13 protein-coding genes and 1 tRNA gene are annotated in these 18,923 nt (G+C 71.8%); 4 read left to right on the top strand and 10 right to left on the bottom strand.

Annotated features, from left to right (window positions below):
• Positions 1 to 113: 113 nt before the first annotated feature.
• A complete protein-coding gene (locus ACFPA8_RS17225; RefSeq protein ID WP_386449313.1) occupies positions 114 to 1,163 on the bottom strand; it encodes a helix-turn-helix transcriptional regulator in 1,050 nt (349 codons plus the stop codon).
• Between the two features lie 282 nt (positions 1,164 to 1,445).
• On the opposite strand from ACFPA8_RS17225, the gene ACFPA8_RS17220 reads away from it, so the two are divergent.
• Positions 1,446 to 1,518 (top strand) — tRNA-Gly (locus ACFPA8_RS17220).
• Between the two features lie 87 nt (positions 1,519 to 1,605).
• Here ACFPA8_RS17220 and ACFPA8_RS17215 read toward each other — a convergent pair.
• From ACFPA8_RS17215 to purD, 4 genes are all read right to left on the bottom strand, one after another.
• Positions 1,606 to 2,547, bottom strand: a complete 942-nt coding sequence (locus ACFPA8_RS17215; protein WP_386449311.1) for a phosphoribosylaminoimidazolesuccinocarboxamide synthase — start codon at positions 2,545 to 2,547, stop codon at positions 1,606 to 1,608.
• Positions 2,548 to 2,712: 165 nt separating this feature from the next.
• A complete protein-coding gene (locus ACFPA8_RS17210) occupies positions 2,713 to 4,206 on the bottom strand; it encodes a N,N-dimethylformamidase beta subunit family domain-containing protein (protein ID WP_386449309.1) in 1,494 nt (497 codons plus the stop codon).
• Positions 4,207 to 4,429: 223 nt separating this feature from the next.
• Positions 4,430 to 6,163, bottom strand: a complete 1,734-nt coding sequence (locus ACFPA8_RS17205; protein WP_386449307.1) for a hypothetical protein — start codon at positions 6,161 to 6,163, stop codon at positions 4,430 to 4,432.
• A 324-nt stretch (positions 6,164 to 6,487) separates the two neighbouring features.
• Complete coding sequence (gene purD / locus ACFPA8_RS17200) at positions 6,488 to 7,795, bottom strand: phosphoribosylamine--glycine ligase (protein WP_386449305.1); 1,308 nt, start codon at positions 7,793 to 7,795, stop codon at positions 6,488 to 6,490.
• Between the two features lie 296 nt (positions 7,796 to 8,091).
• Between purD and ACFPA8_RS17195 the strand changes: the two genes are divergently transcribed.
• Positions 8,092 to 8,832: an SLATT domain-containing protein gene (locus ACFPA8_RS17195; RefSeq protein WP_386449303.1), complete on the top strand. Its 741-nt coding sequence runs from the start codon at positions 8,092 to 8,094 to the stop codon at positions 8,830 to 8,832.
• A gap of 135 nt (positions 8,833 to 8,967) precedes the next feature.
• Here ACFPA8_RS17195 and ACFPA8_RS17190 read toward each other — a convergent pair whose 3' ends face one another.
• The 3 genes from ACFPA8_RS17190 to ACFPA8_RS17180 all read right to left on the bottom strand — a co-directional run bounded on the left by ACFPA8_RS17190 (position 8,968) and on the right by ACFPA8_RS17180 (position 11,916).
• Entirely contained in the window at positions 8,968 to 9,621 is a 654-nt protein-coding gene (locus tag ACFPA8_RS17190; RefSeq protein ID WP_386449301.1) for a hypothetical protein, read from the bottom strand.
• A gap of 155 nt (positions 9,622 to 9,776) precedes the next feature.
• Positions 9,777 to 10,493, bottom strand: coding sequence for a GntR family transcriptional regulator (locus tag ACFPA8_RS17185; RefSeq protein ID WP_386449299.1), 717 nt, complete (start codon positions 10,491 to 10,493; stop codon positions 9,777 to 9,779).
• A gap of 19 nt (positions 10,494 to 10,512) precedes the next feature.
• Positions 10,513 to 11,916, bottom strand: coding sequence for an aspartate aminotransferase family protein (locus ACFPA8_RS17180; protein ID WP_386449524.1), 1,404 nt, complete (start codon positions 11,914 to 11,916; stop codon positions 10,513 to 10,515).
• 273 nt (positions 11,917 to 12,189) lie between these two features.
• Between ACFPA8_RS17180 and ACFPA8_RS17175 the strand changes: the two genes are divergently transcribed.
• Together ACFPA8_RS17175 and ACFPA8_RS17170 are read left to right on the top strand one after the other, a co-directional pair.
• On the top strand, positions 12,190 to 14,085 hold the full coding sequence (locus ACFPA8_RS17175) for a protein kinase domain-containing protein (protein ID WP_386449297.1): 1,896 nt from the start codon (positions 12,190 to 12,192) through the stop codon (positions 14,083 to 14,085).
• 296 nt (positions 14,086 to 14,381) lie between these two features.
• A complete protein-coding gene (locus ACFPA8_RS17170; RefSeq protein ID WP_386449296.1) occupies positions 14,382 to 16,241 on the top strand; it encodes a serine/threonine-protein kinase in 1,860 nt (619 codons plus the stop codon).
• Between the two features lie 64 nt (positions 16,242 to 16,305).
• On the opposite strand, the gene ACFPA8_RS17165 is transcribed toward ACFPA8_RS17170, so the two are convergent.
• On the bottom strand, positions 16,306 to 17,994 hold the full coding sequence (locus tag ACFPA8_RS17165; RefSeq protein ID WP_386449294.1) for an ABC transporter permease: 1,689 nt from the start codon (positions 17,992 to 17,994) through the stop codon (positions 16,306 to 16,308).
• Positions 17,994 to 18,920 carry an ABC transporter ATP-binding protein gene (locus ACFPA8_RS17160; RefSeq protein WP_386449292.1) on the bottom strand — a complete coding sequence of 309 codons (927 nt, stop codon included), beginning with the start codon at positions 18,918 to 18,920 and terminating at the stop codon, positions 17,994 to 17,996. Before ACFPA8_RS17160 ends, ACFPA8_RS17165 begins: the two co-directional genes overlap by 1 nt.
• Positions 18,921 to 18,923 lie beyond the last annotated feature (3 nt).

The following is an 18,923-nucleotide window of genomic DNA, read 5'->3' as shown; positions in this document are numbered from 1 at the left end:
GACAGGCGTGGACAGGCATGGACAGGCATGGACAGGCATGGACAGGCATGGACAGACAGCGCGACCGTCCCGCCGAACTCCTTCGCGGGTGCCGGGCTTCTGCCGGTCCGGCCTCAGATCCAGCCGCGTTCCCGCGCGAGAAGCGCCGCCTGCGGACGGTTGCCCGCCCCGAGCAGCTGCATGAGATCGGCGATGTAGCGCCGGTACGTGCGCACCGAGACCCCGAGGTCGCGCGCCCCGGCCTCGTCCTTCCCTCCGGAGCACATCGCGCGCAGCACCATCCGCTCCAGCTCGGACGGACCGTCGTCGTCTTCGGACCTGCGCTCGCCCAGCAGCGCGCCGAGGTCGTCCGACTCCGCCCAGATCGATTCGAACATGGCGAGGATGTTGGAGACCAGGCCGCTCTCCTGCGCGAACAGCGCGCCGCGCGAGCTGTCTTCGGGGTGGACGGGGACGACGGCGGTGCGGCGGTCGTACATCTGGATCTTCGCCGTGGTGTGGCTGACCAGCCGCACGCGGGCACCGTGCGACTCCAGTTCCCGCAGGTACGCCACTGTCGGTGCGTGGTCCAGGACCTTGCGGACGAGCACCGTACGGACGGTCAGCCCCCTGCGCAGGCAACGAAGCACCCGCGGCCGGTCCTGCTCGATGTCCTCCGGCCGGAGCGCGGTCGACGGCTCCACCAGGGAGACCTCTTCCCGCGCGAAGAAGGCCAAGTCGTCTATCCGGTCACGGATCTTGGGCAGGTCGGTGATCTGCTCGATACCGACCACGGTCGGTGGCCGCTGCTCCGCGCTCTCCGGACGGAGCGAGGCCACCAGCGGCTGGAGCTCGGTGACCTGCTGGAGCTTCTCGTGCAGTTCGTGGAGACGCAGATCCAGCAGCCGGGCGACCGCCACATCCGGGTCTGCCGCGGCGAGTCCGTCCTCGTCCGACGGACGGTCCTCGCCGGACGGCTCCTCGGACCCGCCCTGAGTGGGCACTTCGCTGTGCAGCAGGCCAAGTTCGCGCAGCCGGCCGAGCTCCTCACGCGCGGCGTGCGGCGACAGCCGGAGCTGGTCGATCAGGCCGTCGAGCCCGATCCCCGGCTCGCGAAGACACAACCGGTAGATCCGTTCCTGCTCCTCGGTGAGACCGAGACAGGACATCTCGTCGGTACCCAAGTTGATCTCCCCCACTTCGGTCGCCTGCTGGGCCCGTGCAGTGGGTGGTCGTCAAAGCTTTGGGTGCCCACGAGCCTGAACAGGAGTCCGAGCATAGAAAAAACGAAGGCTTCCAACACCCCTCGGACCGGGAACATTTCACTGCCGCCCCCAATGTGGTGCGCATCTGCCCCTGTATGCACCTTCCTCGTCGGAGGATTCGACTCCGGTGAGGCGGCTCTGTGTTTGGTTTATAGTAGGTCGCGAGCCGTGGGGTCGAGCAGGACCCCGTCGCCGGTTCATGCGGACGTAGCTCAGCTGGTAGAGCGCAACCTTGCCAAGGTTGAGGTCGCGAGTTCGAACCTCGTCGTCCGCTCGGATCACCGCACACGAAGTGTGCAGACGTGAAGGGGTCCCGGTCCGCAGACCGGGACCCCTTCACGCGTGCGGGGGGCTGTGGCTTTCAGGCCCAGTCGAGCCCCGTGAGCCGCCTGTACGCCTCCACGTACTTCGCGCGGGTCTGTTCCACGATCCTCTCCGGCAGCGGGGGAGGCGGCAGTTGGCCCTTCCGGTCCCAGCCGGACTCGGGTCCGGACAGCCAGTCGCGGACGAACTGCTTGTCGAACGACGGTTGCGCGCGGCCCGGTTGCCACTGGTCGACGGGCCAGAAACGGGACGAGTCGGGGGTGAGCACCTCGTCACCGAGGACCAGGCCGACGTCCGTCTCGGCCGGGACGCCGATGCCGTCGTCGCCCTCGTCGGTGCCGTGTCCGAACTCCAGCTTGGTGTCGGCGAGGATGATGCCGCGGTCGAGGGCCACGTCGCGGGCCCGCTGGTAGACCGCGAGGGTCAACTGACGCAGCTGGGTGGCGGTTTCCGCACCGACCTCGCGTGCGACCTCCTCGTAGCTGACGTTCTCGTCGTGGTCCCCCACGGCTGCCTTCGTGGCCGGAGTGAAGATCGGCCCCGGCAACTCCGAGCCGTCGCTGAGCCCTTCGGGGAGTGCGAGCCCGCAGACCGTACGGGACTGTTCGTACTCCACGAGGCCCGAGCCCGTCAGGTAGCCCCGCGCGACGCACTCGACCGGGATCATGCGCAGCGAACGGCACACCGTGGTGCGCCCCTCCCAGTCGGCGGGAGCACCTTCGGGCAGGTCGGTGCTGATCACGTGGTTCGGCACGAGGTCGGCGAGCTGCTCGAACCACCACAGCGAGAGCTGCGTGAGAATCCGGCCCTTGTCGGGGATCTCGGTGGGCAGCACCCAGTCGTATGCCGAGACGCGGTCGCTGGCCACCATCACCAGATCGCCCGCCTCGTTCCGGTACAGGTCGCGCACCTTGCCGGTGTGCAGATGCAGCAGGCCCGGCACCTGCACGGGGTCGGGCTTGTCGACGAATCCGGACACTGCTCCTCCGGGGGTTGGCATGGTTCCGGGTTCCGATTGTCCCGTACGGGCCTGCGCACACACCTCGGGGCGGTCCGGTCAGGGCGCCGGCGGGCGGCTGCCGGATGCGCGGGAGCAGCGGTCAGCTCTGTGGCCCGGCGGTGCCCGGGACTCCCGTCCCGGCAGTCAGTCGCGTTTGCACACACGGTCCAGCAGATTGGCCGTCGCCCGCTGCACGCGGGAGTCGACGTGCCCCGGCCGGTCCAGCGCGGGCGACCAGGCGAAGGTGCCGGAGCAGAAGACGAGCGCGCCGGACGGGGCCCGGTACAGCGACGTCTCCTGGTGACGGCGTGAACCACCCGTGTCCTGGTACGGGGAGTGGGCGAGCAGCACGCGCTCGGTGTACTCCGGCAGGCTCGTACGGGGGAAGTAGCGGTCGGCCTCCCCGGCGACGAGGCCGGGCAGCTCGTCGCGTTCGTCCGCTCCCGTGCCCTCCCACAGCCAGTGTTCGCTGTTGCGCACCACCAGGGGGTGCGGCTCGGGGACCTGGCCGGCGTACTGGACGCCCAGGACGCGCTGTTCCGGTTCGCCCCGGGAGCGCCACTGGGCCGGCCGGCCCGGGCCGCGGCGCTTGCGGCACGTCAGCAGGCGGTCCGGCGATCCGCCGGGCAGGGGGTCCATGTCCACCTGCCAGTACATGGTGTTGGCGGAGAGGAAGACGAGCGCGGTGCCTCCGTCGCGGGCCCGTTCGACACGGCGGCGCATGGGCACCGACCAGTACTCGTCGTGTCCGGGGAAGATCACTCCGCGGTAGGCGGAGAGGTCGACGCGCCCGGCGTGCACATCGCGGGCGTCGGCGTAGGCCAGGTCGTACCCGACGCGCTCGGCCCAGCGGATGAAGTCGTAGGCATGGCCGATGTGCAGGGGAAGGCCCGCGCCGGCGTACGGACGGTCGAAGGAGACGGTGACGGCGGCGTCCTCCTCGCCCAGCAGACGGCCCCGGTCGTCCCAGGCGTGGTAGAGGCTGGCACCGTCGCGGCCGTTCTCGGGGAAGAGGTTGTAGGCCTGCCAGGTGAGGTCGGGCAGGACCACCAGCAGGTCGGCGGGATCGCGGTCGCGAACAGTGAAGGGGATGTGGGAGCGGTGCCGTCCGTCCGCCGTGGTGAGGACCGCGACGTAGGCTCCCGTCGACCAGTGGGAGGGGACCTGGAGCCGCCAGGAGAGCCACCAGTGGTGGCAGGAGACGGTGCGCTCGGCGGTGAGGGGAGCGGGCTGCCGGATGCCGGAGAGACGCGGGCTGGTGGTGATCTTGATGGCGCCGTCGCCGCCGTAGTGGCCGATGCGGTAGACGTCGACGGAGAAGGCCTGGGGAGGGTCGACGGTGATCCGGAAGTCCAGCGAGTCTCCCGGTGCGGTGCCGCCGTCGCTTCCGGCGAACCCCTTGATCTGGCAGTGCACGTCGTCGGCGGTTCTGGGGCGGCCGACCCCGGCCGGGCTGAGGGACTCGCCGGGCAGCAGGCCCTCCAGTCCGGTCTGGTCCACGTACCAGGGGACCATGCGGCCGTTGTCGAAGTACTGCTCGCCGAAGCGGAGCCAGGGCAGCGGCCCCTGGCCGAACGGGTCGGTGACGGCGTGCGCGAGTGCCCCCGACTCCCAGCGCCGGATGTCTTCGGTCCCCACCTGTGACTCCCCAGTCCACATTCGTCCCCCCGCGGTTCAGCCCATCACATTACGCGAGCGCAGCGTCACCCTTGGTCGCTCATTTGGCCGATACAGACACCCGGTCCTGGACAGGCGTGCTAGTGCTGTGGCCGGGAAGGTTGGTTTGCCGGGAAGCTCGCGGTGTCCTCCGAGGCAGCGTCCAGGGGGTCCACGAGGTTGCTTTGCCGGGACGTGACGCGTCTCAGACGAGCCGGACGGGCTTGTCGGCGCGCACGCCGACCCTTGCCAGCCAGGCCCTCAGCGGCTGGACGTCGGCCTCCTCCACGAGAGCGAGGACCGGACCGCTGAGATCTGCGGCGCGCTCTCCGCCCACGAAGAGCGCCGGGCCGTCCAGCCAGTCCAGGCCGGCGACCGCACCGGCCGTGTCCACCGCCGCACAGCAGACGACAGCGGTGAGGTGCTCCGTCATCACTTCGCGCCCGCTGCGCGGCGGCTGCAGCGGAAGGCCCATGGGTGCGGCTCCCGTGCCGCCGGCAGCCGCTATGAGGGGCGCCACGAGCGCGCCCTCCCCCACGCTCTCCGCGTCCTCACGGGCGACGGTGGCCGCTATCCGGGCGGCCAGCGCGTCACCTCCGGCGCTTGGGCCCTCGGTCAGCCGCTCCATGACCCGGGCCAGGGTCGGCCCCGGCAGGGCGTCGGCGCGGCCCGTCCGGGCCGCGTCGGCACGCGAGGCTCCGGGCCCGTCCAGCGCGTCGAGCTCCGCGAAGAGACGGGCGGCGTGGGTGCGCCATATCCGGTCGACGACCTCCTCCGGGTACTCCTGCCAGTCCACCGGCGACCAGGCCGGCCCGGATTCGGCGGGACCGCCGTGGAACAGGCGGGCGGCGAGCAGCGAGATCGATTCGTCCACGGCGCCCGGGGAGTCGAGCAGGTCGCAGGCGGGCCGTTCCCCGAGGCGGGAGGTGAAGCCTCCGGCGAGGCTGTCACGGTGGGAGAGCTCCGTCAGGGCGGAGACCACTCCCGCGTCCAGCCGGGCGGGCCACCGGCCGATGCGCCAGGCGGGCAGAGCGACGCGGGTCAGGAGGCGGTCCCAGCCCGCGTAAGCGAGGCCGACCTGCTCCTGCGCGGAAGTACGCAGGGCGTGATCCACACCCTGTGCACGGTGGGCGGCGGCTGCGGCGACGCCGCGCTCCATCTCGGCCGCGTGCGGCGCGCAGGCGCGGAGCATCAGGCGGGCGCACCCGCCCGCGAAGCGCAGCGCGAGGCGCGGCCCCCTCCGCCACAGTGACGCGCCGGGCACCCCCCGCGTGCCGCCGGGACGGTCGGCGACTGCGACCGCGGCGTCGAGCCCGCGCACGAAGCGCCGTGCAGCAGCTATGTCGGGATGTGCCGAAGGGCCGGTGCCGGCCACGACGGGGGCGAGCAGGGCGCGCAACTCCGCGACGCGCATCCACCACAGGAAGGGTGAACCGATCACCAGGACGGGAGCGGGACGCGGCCGGCCCCGGAGAGCAGCGCCGGCGGAACCGCCCCGGGCGGACTCTGCGCCCGTTCCTCCGCCGCCGTCGGCGGCGTGCGAGCGATGGGTGCGGTCCTCCAGCCAGCTGTCGCAGTCGGGGGTGAGCGCGAGGGCCGACGGTGCGGGGACCTCCAGCCGCTCGGCCAGTTCCCGCACGAGGTTGTACAGGTCGGGGGCGGAGCGTTCGTCGAGGGCGACCGTGGGAGCCACCGCCGGCCTGGCCCGTACGATTACGGCGCCCACTCCCGCCGCGGCGGCGAGCACCACCAGCGCCACGGCGGTCACCGCCCAGCGCACGCCCTGCCAAGCCGGGCCGATGCTGCCCGTCTGCTCCCCCGTGAAGAGGATCACGGCAGCCGCGGCGGGCAGCAGCGCCAGTGCGAGGGCCGTGCCGCGGATGCGGAGCACGGAGAGCGCGTGTGAGCGCGCCGAGCGCGCGCCTGCTTGCCAGCCCACCACGAACTGCTCACCCCCAGACGATGTGCTCGGGCCTTCCGGCCCTCGGATCTCCCCACTGTGGCACCGCGCAGCGACAGCGCAACGTGCGCGGGTCCAGTCGGGGATGTGCCATACGGCTTGCGCGGAACCCTAGTTGGGGCCTCAGGACGCGTCAGCCGCTCCGCCGTGCGGTCACTCGATGGAATGGCTTTGGGCAGAGCTCTTGCGTTGTGGAGGGTGAGAGGGGTGCCCCTTATGCGGCGATACGGCCGTTCCGTCGGCGGCGTCGCGGCCGAGTTGCGTGCGGCGACACGGCCGCGGCGAAGGCCCCGGCCGAGCGGGTCAGGCCGTCCGGGGCCGCGGTGCACCCCCGGACCCGGCGGCGGACCCGCTCTCCTCCGCGGCCTTCGCCGCGATGTCCGTACGGTGATGCGATCCGTCGAGGCGGAGGCGGCCGACAGCCGCGTACGCGCGCTCGCGCGCCTGCCTGAGGCCGTCGCCCGTCGCCGTGACGGAGAGGACCCGGCCGCCGGCGCTGACCACGCGGTCCTCGGTGTCCCGCTTGGTTCCCGCGTGGAGCACGTACGCACCGGGCGCGTCCTGCTCCGCGACCGCTTCGAGTCCTTCGACGACGTCGCCCGTGCGGGGGACGGCGGGGTAGTCCCGGGCGGCGACGACGACGGTGACCGCCGCCTCGTCGCTCCACCGCAGTGGGGGGAACTCCCCCAGCGCCCCGGTCGCCGCCGCGTGCAGCAGGCCGGCGAGCGGCGTCCGCAGCCGGGCCAGTACGGCCTGGGTCTCGGGGTCGCCGAAGCGCGCGTTGAACTCGATGACGCGCAGCCCGCGCGAGGTGAGGGCGAGTCCGGCGTAGAGCAGCCCGGAGAAGGGGGCGCCGCGCCTGCGCATCTCGTCGACCGTCGGCTGGAGCACCGAACTCTGAATCTCCCGCACGAGGCCGGGGTCCGCCCACGGCAGCGGGGAATAGGCGCCCATGCCGCCGGTGTTGGGGCCCTGGTCGCCGTCGTAGGCCCGTTTGAAGTCCTGCGCGGGCTGGAGCGGGACCACGTTCTCGCCGTCGGTGACGGCGAACAGCGAGACCTCGGGACCGTCGAGGAACTCCTCGACGACGACGCGCTCGCAGCCGCATGCGTGGGCGCGGGCCTCCTCGACGTCGTCGGTCACGACCACGCCCTTGCCGGCTGCGAGGCCGTCGTCCTTGACGACGTACGGGGGCCCGAAGGCGTCCAGGGCCTCGTCGGTCTCCTGAGGGGTCGTGCAGACGTGACTGCGGGCCGTGGGCACACCCGCCGCGGCCATCACGTCCTTCGCGAAGGCCTTCGACCCCTCCAGCCGTGCGGCTTCGGCCGACGGCCCGAACACGGCGATGCCCCTGGCCCGTACGGCGTCCGCGACGCCGGCGACCAGGGGGGCCTCGGGCCCGATGACGACGAGGTCGGCCTTCACCTGCGGCGTCTCCGCAAGGGCCGAGACGGCTGCGCCGTCCAGGGCGTCGACCGCGTGGAGTGTCGCGACCTGGGCGATTCCGGCGTTGCCGGGCGCACAGTGCAGGGCGGTGACCTCGGGGTCGAGCGAAAGAGAGCGGCACAGGGCGTGTTCGCGGGCGCCGCCGCCGATGACCAGAATCCTCACGGGAGCAGCCTAGACGGGACGGCCGTGGAGGCTGGTCGCACCCTGGCGGGCCGGGCCCGGGGGCGCCGTCCGTCAGGGACCGCCCCTCGTCTGTGAACTCTTTCGGGTGAGAGGCGGGACCGCACGGAATCCGTCCTTCTCCTGAACAGTGCGCGTGTACGGGGCAGTTCGCAAGGAAAGCGGCATTGCGTCCTCGCGCGCGGCGGTAGGAAGATCCCCCGGGCGTTCCGGGTGCGGGGTGCCGGAGTCGCCGATGCCGGGGTGGCGTGATGTCGGGTGCTGTGGGGAGTGGCGCGGTGAGTCAGCCGGAGATGCGGTGCGAGGGCGGCTGCCGGAAAGGCCGGGCAGAGCGCGCGGACCTGCGGGACCGCGTCTTCCCGCTCGGTGACTGGAACGAGCCCGCCCAGCGGCTCGACGAGCTCTATGCGTGGGTGGAGCAGCGCGCCCTGCACCTCACCGACTCGTATCTCGCCGACCGCGTCCGGAAGCGGCGTGGTGCCCGCTTCCTGCGGGCCGGAGCAGCCCTCGCCGCGACGGCGAGCGCGGTCGTGCCACTGCTCGCACTCACCGGCACGCTGCCGGGACGGGCTGCGGCCTGGGGCTACCTCGCACTCCTGGGGGCGGCGGTGTGCGTCGGCGCCGACCGCTGCTCCGGGCTGACGACGAGCTGGATGCGGGACGTCGCGACAGCTCAGGCCGTCCAGAGGCGGCTGGAGACGCTGCAGTACGACTGGGCGGCGGAGGCGATCCGTGAAGTGCTCGGGCCCACGGAAGGCAGCGCGGGAGACGCCGCCGACCGCGGCCTCGCCCTGCTGCGCCGCTTCACCGAGGACGTCTCGGAGATCGTGCGGGCGGAGACCGCCGACTGGATGCTGGGATCGGATGCCGGCCGCTCGCCGCTGCGGCTGCAGTGGGCGGCCGCACGCCCCGCGCGTTCCCAGGAGGCGTGCCGGCAGCCGCACGGCAGCCGTACCGCCTTCCCGCGCGGTCCCCGCCCGACCATGCCGCGGCAGCGTCCTCCGGAGGATCTGCACTGAGGGGAGCTCAGCGGCACCCTGGCCGAGACCGGCGGGCTCTCGCCACCCCCCGCCGCCAGCGCCTTCGCCGCCAGGGCTCTCGCCGCCCCAGCCGCCCTCGCCGCCAGGCCCTCGCCGCCAGGGCCCTCGCCGCCCTCAGCTGAAAACGATCATCGAGCCCTGTGCCAGGCTCCGCGTCGCCGCCGCGTGCAGCCCCAGCCACACGTGCCGTTCGCGCGCGAACGGCCCCTGCCCGTAGTCGATCGGGGAGTCCGCGGGCTCCTCCAGGTCGGTGGGCCGGGACGGCGCGGGCGGAGTGGGCGGGGGGTTGGCCGGATCGATGCCCAGGCACGGTGCCACGGCCTCCAGTTCGCGCAGCAGCCCGTGACTGGACCCGAGCGGCCCGCCGCCCTCCAGCAGCTCCTCGTCGGCGAGCGGCGCGGAGAAGTCGATGGGGACGTAGGCACCCGCGTGGTCGTAGTGCCAGACGAGGTGCGACTGCTGTGCCGTCGTCTCGAACATCTCCAGCAACTGCTCGTAGTCGCCGCCGAGTTCGTCGACAGGCGTGACCTCCAGGCCGCACAGCTGGAGCAGGTGTGCACGCCGGAGGAAGTGCAGTGCCTCGTAGTCGAAGCCGGCGATCGGAGCGACCTCGCCGGAGAGGCCGGGCATGTAGTTGTAGACGGGTACCGGAGGCAGGCCCGCGTCCGTCAGCACCTTGTCGTATGCAGCGATCTCCTCTGCGAAGGGGTTGTCCGTGCTGTGGCACAGCACATCGACGAGGGGGACCAGCCAGAGATCACATGCCAAGGGGTGCTCCCATCCACGGCGCGGGGTCGCAACAGCGTAATGCCCGGTGTCGATGCCCGGTGTTGATGCCCGGTGTTGATGCCCGGTGTTGATGCCCGGTGTTGATGCCCGGTGTTGATGCCCGGTCCGGGGCGGCTCCGCACGTCTCGTGACGGTCACGGTGCCAGCCGCATCGCCGGCCCCTCGGCCAGCGCCAGCGCATGCCGGTGGTATTCGGCCACGATGCGCCGCGACTCGACCGCGTCGTGCTGTTCCACAGCGTCGACGAGTTCCCGGTAGCCGGACCAGAGCCGGGCGGCGATCTCCCCCTCACCGCGCAGACAGGGCACGCAGAAGACCCAGCACTGGGTGCGGAGCCGGTCGAGGAAGTCCAGGATGTACGGATTGCCGGCGAGTCTGCCCAACTCCCGCCAGTAGCGCAGGTCGTAGCCGATCAGCACGTCGAGGTCGCCGGCCCGTGCCGCCCTCACGGCGGCGTCGGCGCGACGGCGTACCGACGCCAGCGCCACGGGGTCCAGTTCGAGCTGCTGCGGCGGCCCCGCGGCGCCCGCCGCCGCCTCGGCCGTCCGTACCGCTTCCGCCTCGACGAACCCGTGGAAGAGCCCGTCCAGCACGATCATCCGGGCCTGCACCATGGCGCGGTAGTCGTGGATCGTGAACTCGTGGACGCGGAAGCCGCGGTGCTGCTCCACGTCCAGCAGTCCCTGCGCCGCCAGGTCGACCATCGCCTCGCGTACGGGTGTGGCGGACACGCCGTACTGCTCGGCGATCTCCTTGACCGTGAAACGGCTCCCGGCCGGAAGGCGCGCGGCCAGGATCTCGTCACGCAGAGCGGAGGCCAACTGCGCACGCAGGGTGCTGCGTTTGATCATCAGCGTGGACTCGGTCGCCTCAGCCGCGCGCGGACGCGCCCGGTGCGGAGGTGTGCGCGTCGGCGGCACTCAGCGCCTCGTCGAGAACCGCCAGGCCCTCCTTGGCCTCCGCCTCGGTGATGTTGCACGGCGGCACGACGTGGGTGCGGTTCATGTTGACGAACGGCCACACGCCGCCCCGCTTGCACGCCGCCGCGAACTCGGCCATGGGCGCGTTGTCCGGCCCGCTCGCGTTGTACGGCACCAGCGGCTCGCGCGTGACCTTGTCACGTACGAGGTCCAGCGCCCAGAAGGTGCCCATCCCGCGCACCTCGCCCACCGACGGGTGGCGTTCCGCCATCTCCCGCAGGGCGGGACCGATGACGCTCTCACCGATGTGCGCGGCGTTCTCGACGATGCCCTCCTCGGCCATGGTGTTGATCGTCGCCACGGCCGAACCGCAGGCCAGCGGGTGTCCGGAGTAGGTGAGCCCGCCCGGGTAGGGGCGCTGGTCGAACCGCGCAGCGATCTCGGCGGAGATGGCGACGCCGCCGAGCGGCACGTAGCCGGAGTTGACGCCCTTGGCGAAGGTGATCAGGTCGGGCGTGACGCCGAAGTGGTCGGCGGCGAACCAGGCACCGGAGCGGCCGAATCCGGCCATCACCTCGTCGAGCACGAAGACGATGCCGTGCCGGTCGCAGATCTCGCGGACCCCGGCGAGATAACCGGGCGGCGGCACCAGCACACCCGCGGTCCCGGCGATGGTCTCCAGGACGACGGCGGCTATGGTGCTGGGCCCCTCGTAGACGATGGTCTCCTCGAGGTGGGCGAGCGCACGCTCGCACTCCTGCTCCTCGGTCTCGGCGTAGAAGTGCGAGCGGTACAGGTGCGGGCCGAAGAAGTGCACCGCGCCGGCCGCGCCGGTGTCGTTGGCCCAGCGGCGCGGGTCGCCCGTCAGGTGGATCGCCGCCGAGGTGTGCCCGTGGTACGAGCGGTAGGTGCTCATCACCTTGGGGCGGCCGGTGTGCAACTTGGCCATGCGGACGGCGTTCTCCACCGCCTCGGCGCCGCCGTTCGTCCAGAAGATCTTGTCCAGGTTGCCGGGAGTGCGCTCCGCCACGAGCCGCGCCGCTTCGGCCCGTACGTCGACCGCGAAGCCGGGCGCCATGGTGCACATGCGGCCGGCCTGCTCCTGGATCGCGGCGACGACCTTGGGGTGCTGGTGCCCGATGTTGGTGTTGACCAGCTGGGACGAGAAGTCGAGGTAGCGGTTGCCGTCGTAGTCCCAGAAGTACGAGCCCTCGCCGCCCGCGACGGGCAGCGGGTCGATCAGCCCCTGCGCGGACCACGAGTGGAAGACGTGTGCCCGGTCGGCTGCCCGGACGGCCTCGCCGGCAGCCGGGTCGGGGGCGGTTGTACGGGGGGACGTGCTGGTCACGTGCAGGCTCCTCAACTTCGGGATCACCCTTCGGGGGAGGGCACCGGGTGGGACGGCCCACAGCCTAGGGATCAGTTTTCGCCCCGTCTTCCGTCGGGACCGAAGTATGTGGTTTTCCACCACAACAACAGGGCTCCCGTGCCGCGCGGGCAGGAGCGATCGCGTAACAGATCAGCGACGAGCAGGCCGGAACTGTACTCCCCGCGTAGAGTCCGCTGCGGGGAGGGCGGGGGGCGGCAGCCCTCACGGGCAGGACGCTGGGGGAGAGGCAGGCAGGCGATGGAACGGCTCAGTGCCGGCGACCCACGGTCCATCGGCGGTTTCAGGCTGCTGGGGAGACTGGGCGAGGGCGGCATGGGACGGGTCTATCTGGCCCGTTCGAAGCGTGGCCGGACCGTCGCCGTGAAGGTCGTCAAGAACGAACTCGCCCGGCAGCCCGACTTCCGGCGCCGGTTCGCGCAGGAGATCACCGCCGCCCGCAGGGTGGGCGAGGCGTGGACGGCGCCGGTCCTGGAAGCGGACACCGAAGCCGAGACCCCGTGGGTCGCCACCGGGTACATCGCCGGTCCTTCGCTCGCGCAGGTCGTCGACGAGCAGTACGGTCCGCTGCCGGAGAGGTCGGTGTCCGCGCTCGCCTCCGGGCTGGTGCGTGCGCTGCGCGACATCCACAACGCGGGACTGGTCCACCGCGACCTCAAGCCGTCCAACATCCTCATCACCATCGACGGTCCGCGTGTCATCGACTTCGGCATCGCACGCGCCCTGGACTCCGCCGTGCAGTCGGCGGGCGGTCTGACCAGCACGGGCGCACTGGTCGGCTCACCGGGCTTCATGTCTCCCGAGCAGGTGCGGGGGCAGCAGGTCACACCGGCCAGCGACATCTTCTGCCTCGGCGCCGTGCTGGCGTACGCGGCGACAGGCCGTATGCCGTTCGGCACCGCCGAGAGCGGGGTGCACGCGCTGCTCTTCCGCATCGCCTCGGAGGAGCCCGAACTCTCCGGGTTGTCCGGCGAGTTGTACGACCTGGTCGCCGCCTGCCTCAACAAGGACCCGGCGCAGCGCCCCGGCCTGGAGGAGCTGACGAAACGCACCGAGGACGAACTGGCCGGCCCCTGGCTGCCGGGCGAGGTCCTCGCACAGCTCGGACGGCACGCCGTCCAGCTGCTGGACAGCGAGGATCCGGACACGGAGACCGGCTCCATACCCGCGGTGAACCCCGGCACCACGGCGACCGCGGGCCCCGCGGCCCCTGCGGCCACTGCGGCCGCCGCCCCGGACGCTCCCTCCTCCACCCCGACGCCGCCCGGCTCGTACGGCCCGTCCACACCGCCGCCCGGTGTGTACGGACCGCCGGCGAGCACGCCCTACCCGCCGCAGGCGCAGCAGCCGCCTCAGCAGCCCTGGCAGCAGCAGCCGGGGCCGGGGCCCGGGGCGTTCCAGCAGGGCAACGGCATGCCCGCGGCCGGCCCGGGAACTCCCCCGCCCGCGGGCCGCCGGCGCCCCGCGATGTCCCCCCGCAAGCTGGGGAATTCCGTCATCGTCTTCCTGAGCCTTCTGCTGGTCGTCGAAATGATCGGCATGTTCGTGCACAGCATGGTGAGCACCGCGCTCGGAGACAGCTCGCGCTACGCGGCCGGCTCGTCGGACCTGCGGAGCGTGGAGGGCTTCGTCGCCCTCAAGAGCGCCACGGTGACCGTGGAGGTCATCAACGGCCTCATCGCCATTCCCCTCATCGTGCTGTGGACGATGTGGTTCTGGCGGGTCCGTGTGAACGCGGAGACCTTCGCCCCCGGACGTATCCGCTACCCGGCGGGCACGGCGGCCGCGGCCTGGTTCCTCCCGGTGTGCAACCTGTTCATCCCCAAGCAGGTGCTCAACGACGTCTGGACGGCGAGCAACCCGTCCGTCCCTCAGTGGTACGGACAGGGACCGCGTCCCACCGCGCGCCGCGCCCTCGTGAACTGGTGGTGGATCCTCTGGCTCTCCTGGTTCTTCACAGGTGCGGTGGCCAGTTGGGACAGCTGGTACAACATGGACGGCACCGAGAGTGCCGAGGACATGGTCGCGCTGGTCCTCTTCTCCGAGTTCGTCAGCATCCCGGCGACGATCGTCGCGATTCTGCTCGTCAACCGCCTCACCGCTCTCCAGGACGGCCGCCTCTCCGGCCGTGGCTGACGCCGGGGCCCCGCCCGCCGGCCGGACTCAGGCACCGGCATCCGGACCCGTACTCACGTGCTCACCCGCCCGTGCATGCGGCCCCTCCGGGACGGGACGCCGCGAGGCCGCGAACTGGTCGGCGCTGACGCGGAACTGACATCGGGCAGAGCGCCACACGGCCATCCAACCCCGGACAGCGTGCCCGTCCTCGACCATCAAACGGGAACCGGTGCGCAGCCCGACCGTGACCTTCGTCATCGACAGTGAGGAAGGACTGAAGGACCTGGCCGCAGATTCCACGTGGGGGGAAGAACATGGCAGAGCTTGCGGCGGACGACCCGCATTCGGTGGGCGGTTACCGGCTGTTGAGCAAGCTCGGCGCCGGCGGCATGGGCAGCGTGTACCTGGCACGGTCGGGGGGCGGCCGTACTGTCGCGGTGAAGCTCATCAAGGCGGAACTCGCCGCCGAGCCCGAGTTCCGCTCCCGCTTCCGGCTCGAGGTGGAGGCGGCCCGGCGCGTGGGGGAGCGCTGGACGGCACCCGTGCTGGACGCCGACACCGAGGCGGAGACGCCCTGGGTGGCCACGGGTTACATCGCCGGTCCGTCGCTGGAGCAGGTGATCTCCAACCGGGTCCAGCAGGGCCACGGGCCGCTCCCGGAGAACTCGGTCCGCACCCTCGCGTACGGGCTCGCCAGCGCCCTGCTCGACATCCACGGCGCCGGCGTTGTCCACCGGGACCTGAAGCCCTCCAACGTCCTGGTCACCATCGACGGTCCGCGCGTCATCGACTTCGGCATCGTCCGGGCGCTCGACGCGCTCCCCGACTCCACGGTGACCAACACGGGCGTCGTCGTGGGCTCTCCGAGCTACATGTCGCCCGAGCAGATCCGCGCGCAGCAGGTCACGCCCGCCAGCGACGTCTTCTGCATGGGCTCGGTGCTCGCCTACGCGGCGACAGGGCGTCCGCCCTTCGGGAGCACGAGCGGCGGCATGCACGCGGTGATGTTCAACATCGCCGCCGAGGACCCCGACCTGGAAGGCGTCGAGGAACCACTGCGCGGCCTGATCGCCTCCTGCCTCGCCAAGGACCCCGAGGAACGCCCCGCGCCCGAGGACGTCATCGCGGGCGTGCAGCCCATCTCCACGGGCACGGCTTCCGCTCCGTGGCTTCCGGCCACGCTCATCGCCGAACTGGGCCGGCACGCCGTCCAGTTGCTCGACACCGACACGCCGCCCTCCGGGTCGGGGGCTCCTTCGGGCGTACCCGGGACGCAGGGTGGAGCGGCGTCGTCCACGCCGGCCCGGCCCGCCTCCGAGGACCTGACCTCCGCACTGCCCAAGCCCCCCGGGAACGAGGCGCCCGCGCCCGCGCCCGTACGGTCCCGCCGCCGCCTCGCCGTCGGCGCCGTGGCGGCCGTGGCCGTCGCCGGTGCGGCCTTCTTCGCGTCGGGCGCCGAACTCCCCCTGATCGGCTCGGACAAGGCGAAGCAGTCGTCGGAGTCCTCCGACATTCCCGGCAGCTACGTGGGCACATGGAGCGGACCGGTCGTACGGGACGGCGAACCCACGGGCCAGTACAGGCGTTTCACCATCTCCAGCGGCAAGGTCGGAGAGGTCGTCGCCAACAGCTTCAGCCTCGGCACGGACTACGAGTGCAAGAGCGACGCGAAGCTCGTCTCGGCGGGCAAGTCGCTGGATCTGGACACCAGGGTCGTCAAGAGCGTGGGCAAGAAGTGCTCGGCGCTGGGATCGCACACCCTCACCAGCAACTCCGACTCCACCCTGACCTGGGAGGCGGCAGGCCGCACCGCGACCCTCAAGCGCGTCGAGCAGCCGGAGAAACTGCCCGAGGAGTATCTCGGCACGTGGCAGCGTCCGCTGCCCGACGGCGGCACGCAGCGGGTGACCATCGAGCAGCTGACCAAGGGCGGCGCGATGGCGGTGGCCCTGGTCTCCGAGAGCAGCGCGCTGCACTGCGAGGCCAAGAGCGACGTGTTCTCCGTGGGCGGGGAGGACGAGCCCGTACGCATCGGCCCGCCCGCCGTCGACAAGGCCGCCTCCTCGGGAGAGTGCCTCACCGGGCCGACGTCGACGCTGAGCGTCGAGAACGGCAGCCTGGTGCGGTCCTTCGCCGAGGGCGGCACGGAATTCAGCTACACCCGGGCCGAGTGACGGCGGAGCGGGCCGACGGCGCGGCTGCGGCAGGGTTGCCCCTCCGCGCCGCGGCCCGCTCCGGCTACTTCGTCTCCAGGTCCCGGCGCCGGAAGCCGGCAAGTCCGGCCGCCAGCAGCGCCGCAGCCGTGAGCGTGAGCAGCAGCATCGGCGTCCAGTCCATGTCGGCCGCCGGCATCTGCGGTACGTGGCCGAAGGGCGAGAGGTTGTTCATCCAGCCGGGGAACTGCAGGATCTGGCCCAGGTATCCGACGAGGAACGCGTAGACGGGCACGATCCAGGCCGCGGCGGTCGCCCGCGGCAGCCAGCCGAAGAGCAGTGCCGCGACTCCCGCTGTGACCCAGAGCGCCGGTGCGTAGGCCAGCGCCGCCACGGTCAGCGACAGCACCATCCCGCGGTCGCCCGTCGAGGCCGCCCCGGTGAGGCCGAAGCCCAGCCCCGCGATCATCAGCGTCGCCGTGCCGCCGAGGAGTGCCACAGACAGGTGGCTCCACATCCAGCGCACCCGGGAAAGCCCTGTGGACAGCAGTGGTTCGGCCCGTCCCGCGCTCTCCTCCGCGCGGGGACGCAGCGAGGCGATCACCACGTAGACGGCTGCCACGACCGCGTTGACGATCATGACGACCGAGGCGAAGGACTCCGTGAAATCACCGCCGCCCGCGCTGGCGATGGCCTCCTCCACCCCGTCGACGTTCTTCAGCATGTCGTCCACGTCACCCAGGATCGACCCGTACATCGCCCCCAGCAGCAGCACTCCGCAGCCGAAGCCGGCCAGCATGCCCCGCTGCAGCCGCAGAGCGAAGCCGAGCGGACGCACGAGCCCCCCCGAAGCCGTCCGCCGCCCGGGCCGCGGCCTGCGCAGCCCCGCGCCGACGTCGCGTCGCCCGCTGAGCACGTACCCGACGGCACCCGTCACGCCGGCCGCGCCGAGCATCAGCAGCAGCGGCCACCACCGGTCGTCCACGAACGGATAGCTGCGCTGCGCCCACCCGATGGGTGAGGCCCAGGACAGCGTCCCGTCACCGACGTCCCCCGCGGCGCGCAGCACGTAGGCGAGTCCGATCACCGCGATCGCCGTGCCCGAGGCGCCCCGCGTGTGCTCGCTGATCTGTACGGTGACGGCCGCGACCGTCGCGAAGAGCACGCCCAGGCCGCCGAAGACGGCTCCGTACAGCAGCGCCCCCTGCCAGCTCGTGCCTGCGGTGCCCGACCCGCCGATGGTGACCGTCAGCAGTGCCGCGAGTCCCAGGTTGGCGAGGAGGGCGACGGCGAGCGCCGAGGTCAGCGCGGCGTACCTGCCTACCACGGTGGAGCGCAGCAGTTCGGCCCGGCCGGTCTCCTCCTCTGCGCGTGTGTGCCGTACGACGATCAGGACGCTCATCAGCGCGACCAGCACCCCGTAGAAGCCGAGCACTTGGTGGCTGAACATGGCGCCCACCTCGTAGCCGCCGTCGAGGTAGTGGCGCGGGCCGGTCATGGCGAGCCCGGCCGGGCTGTCCATCGTCTTCGCGAAGGAGGCGCGGGTGGCGGCGTCGCCGTAGAGCCCGTTGAGCTCGCTCAGGGTGGACACGTGCGCCAGCAGCAGGGCCGCGATCCACACGGGGATGCGGATGCGGTCGCGGCGCAGCGCGAAGCGGACGAGCGTCCCCGTGCCCGCCAGAAGCTGACGGGTACCGCTCCGCCCGTCGGCGGAAGCGGGCGCCGGTGCCGTGGTGGCCCTGCCCGGTCCGCCGGTGTCGGTTCCGGTGCTCATCAGACTGCTCCTCCGGCCCCGTTGAGGGCGGCCAGCTCGTCGCCGTAGTGCCGCAGCATCAGCTCCTCGAGGGTGGGCGGATGGCTGGTGAGGCTGCGGATGCCGAGGCTGCTGAGGTGGCGTACGGCCTCGTCGAGGTGTTCGCCGTCGACGGCGAAGTGGACGCGGCCCTTGTCGGTACGCACGTCGTGGATGCCGGGCAGCTGCTCCAGGCCGGCGACGGGCCGGGAGGTCTCGGCCTCGATGGTGGTGCGCGTCAGATGACGCATGTCGCTGAGCGTCCCGGACTGGACGATCTTGCCGAGCCGGATGATGCTCACCCGGTCGCACAGCTTCTCGACCTGGGCGAGGATGTGGCTGGAGAGCAGCACCGTCTTGCCGGCGGCCCTGGCCTGGAAGATGACGTCCTGGAAGACGACCTCCATCAACGGGTCGAGGCCCGCGGTCGGTTCGTCGAGCAGCAGCAGTTCCGCGTCGGACGCGAGCGCGGCGACGATGGCGACCTTCTGCCGGTTGCCCTTCGAGTAGGTGCGGCCCTTCTTCGTCGGGTCGAGGTCGAAGCGCTCGATCAGTTCGTCCCTGCGGGCGGGATCGATGCCGCCGCGGAGCCGGGCGAGCAGGTCGATGGCCTCACCGCCGGTCAGCCCCGGCCACAGCTCGACGTCTCCGGGTACGTAGGCGAGACGACGGTGGAGGCTGACGGCGTCGTCCCACGGGTCGTGCCCGAGGAGCCGTGCCGTACCGGCGTCCGCGCGGAGCAGACCGAGCAGCACTCGGATCGTCGTCGACTTCCCGGCACCGTTGGGGCCCAGGAATCCGTGGACCTCGCCCTTCTCGACGGAGAGGTCCAGTCCGTCGAGGGCGCGTGTGCGCCCGAAGGTCTTCACGAGCCCGGAGACGGAGATGGCGGTGGTGGCTGTATCCATACT

Source organism: Streptomyces ovatisporus, assembly GCF_042653885.1.
Taxonomy (GTDB): domain Bacteria; phylum Actinomycetota; class Actinomycetes; order Streptomycetales; family Streptomycetaceae; genus Streptomyces; species Streptomyces ovatisporus.
Note: the sequence above shows the minus strand (reverse complement) of the source record. Positions and strands in the feature narration are given on the sequence as shown.

Bases quoted from the DNA above. Each gene is read 5' to 3' on its own strand.
- ACFPA8_RS17170 (WP_386449296.1), top strand. From the start codon at position 14,382: ATGGCAGAGCTTGCGGCGGACGACCCGCATTCGGTGGGCGGTTACCGG.
- ACFPA8_RS17165 (WP_386449294.1), bottom strand. From the start codon at position 17,994: ATGAGCACCGGAACCGACACCGGCGGACCGGGCAGGGCCACCACGGCA.
- ACFPA8_RS17185 (WP_386449299.1), bottom strand. From the start codon at position 10,493: ATGATCAAACGCAGCACCCTGCGTGCGCAGTTGGCCTCCGCTCTGCGT.
- ACFPA8_RS17160 (WP_386449292.1), bottom strand. From the start codon at position 18,920: ATGGATACAGCCACCACCGCCATCTCCGTCTCCGGGCTCGTGAAGACC.
- ACFPA8_RS17175 (WP_386449297.1), top strand. From the start codon at position 12,190: ATGGAACGGCTCAGTGCCGGCGACCCACGGTCCATCGGCGGTTTCAGG.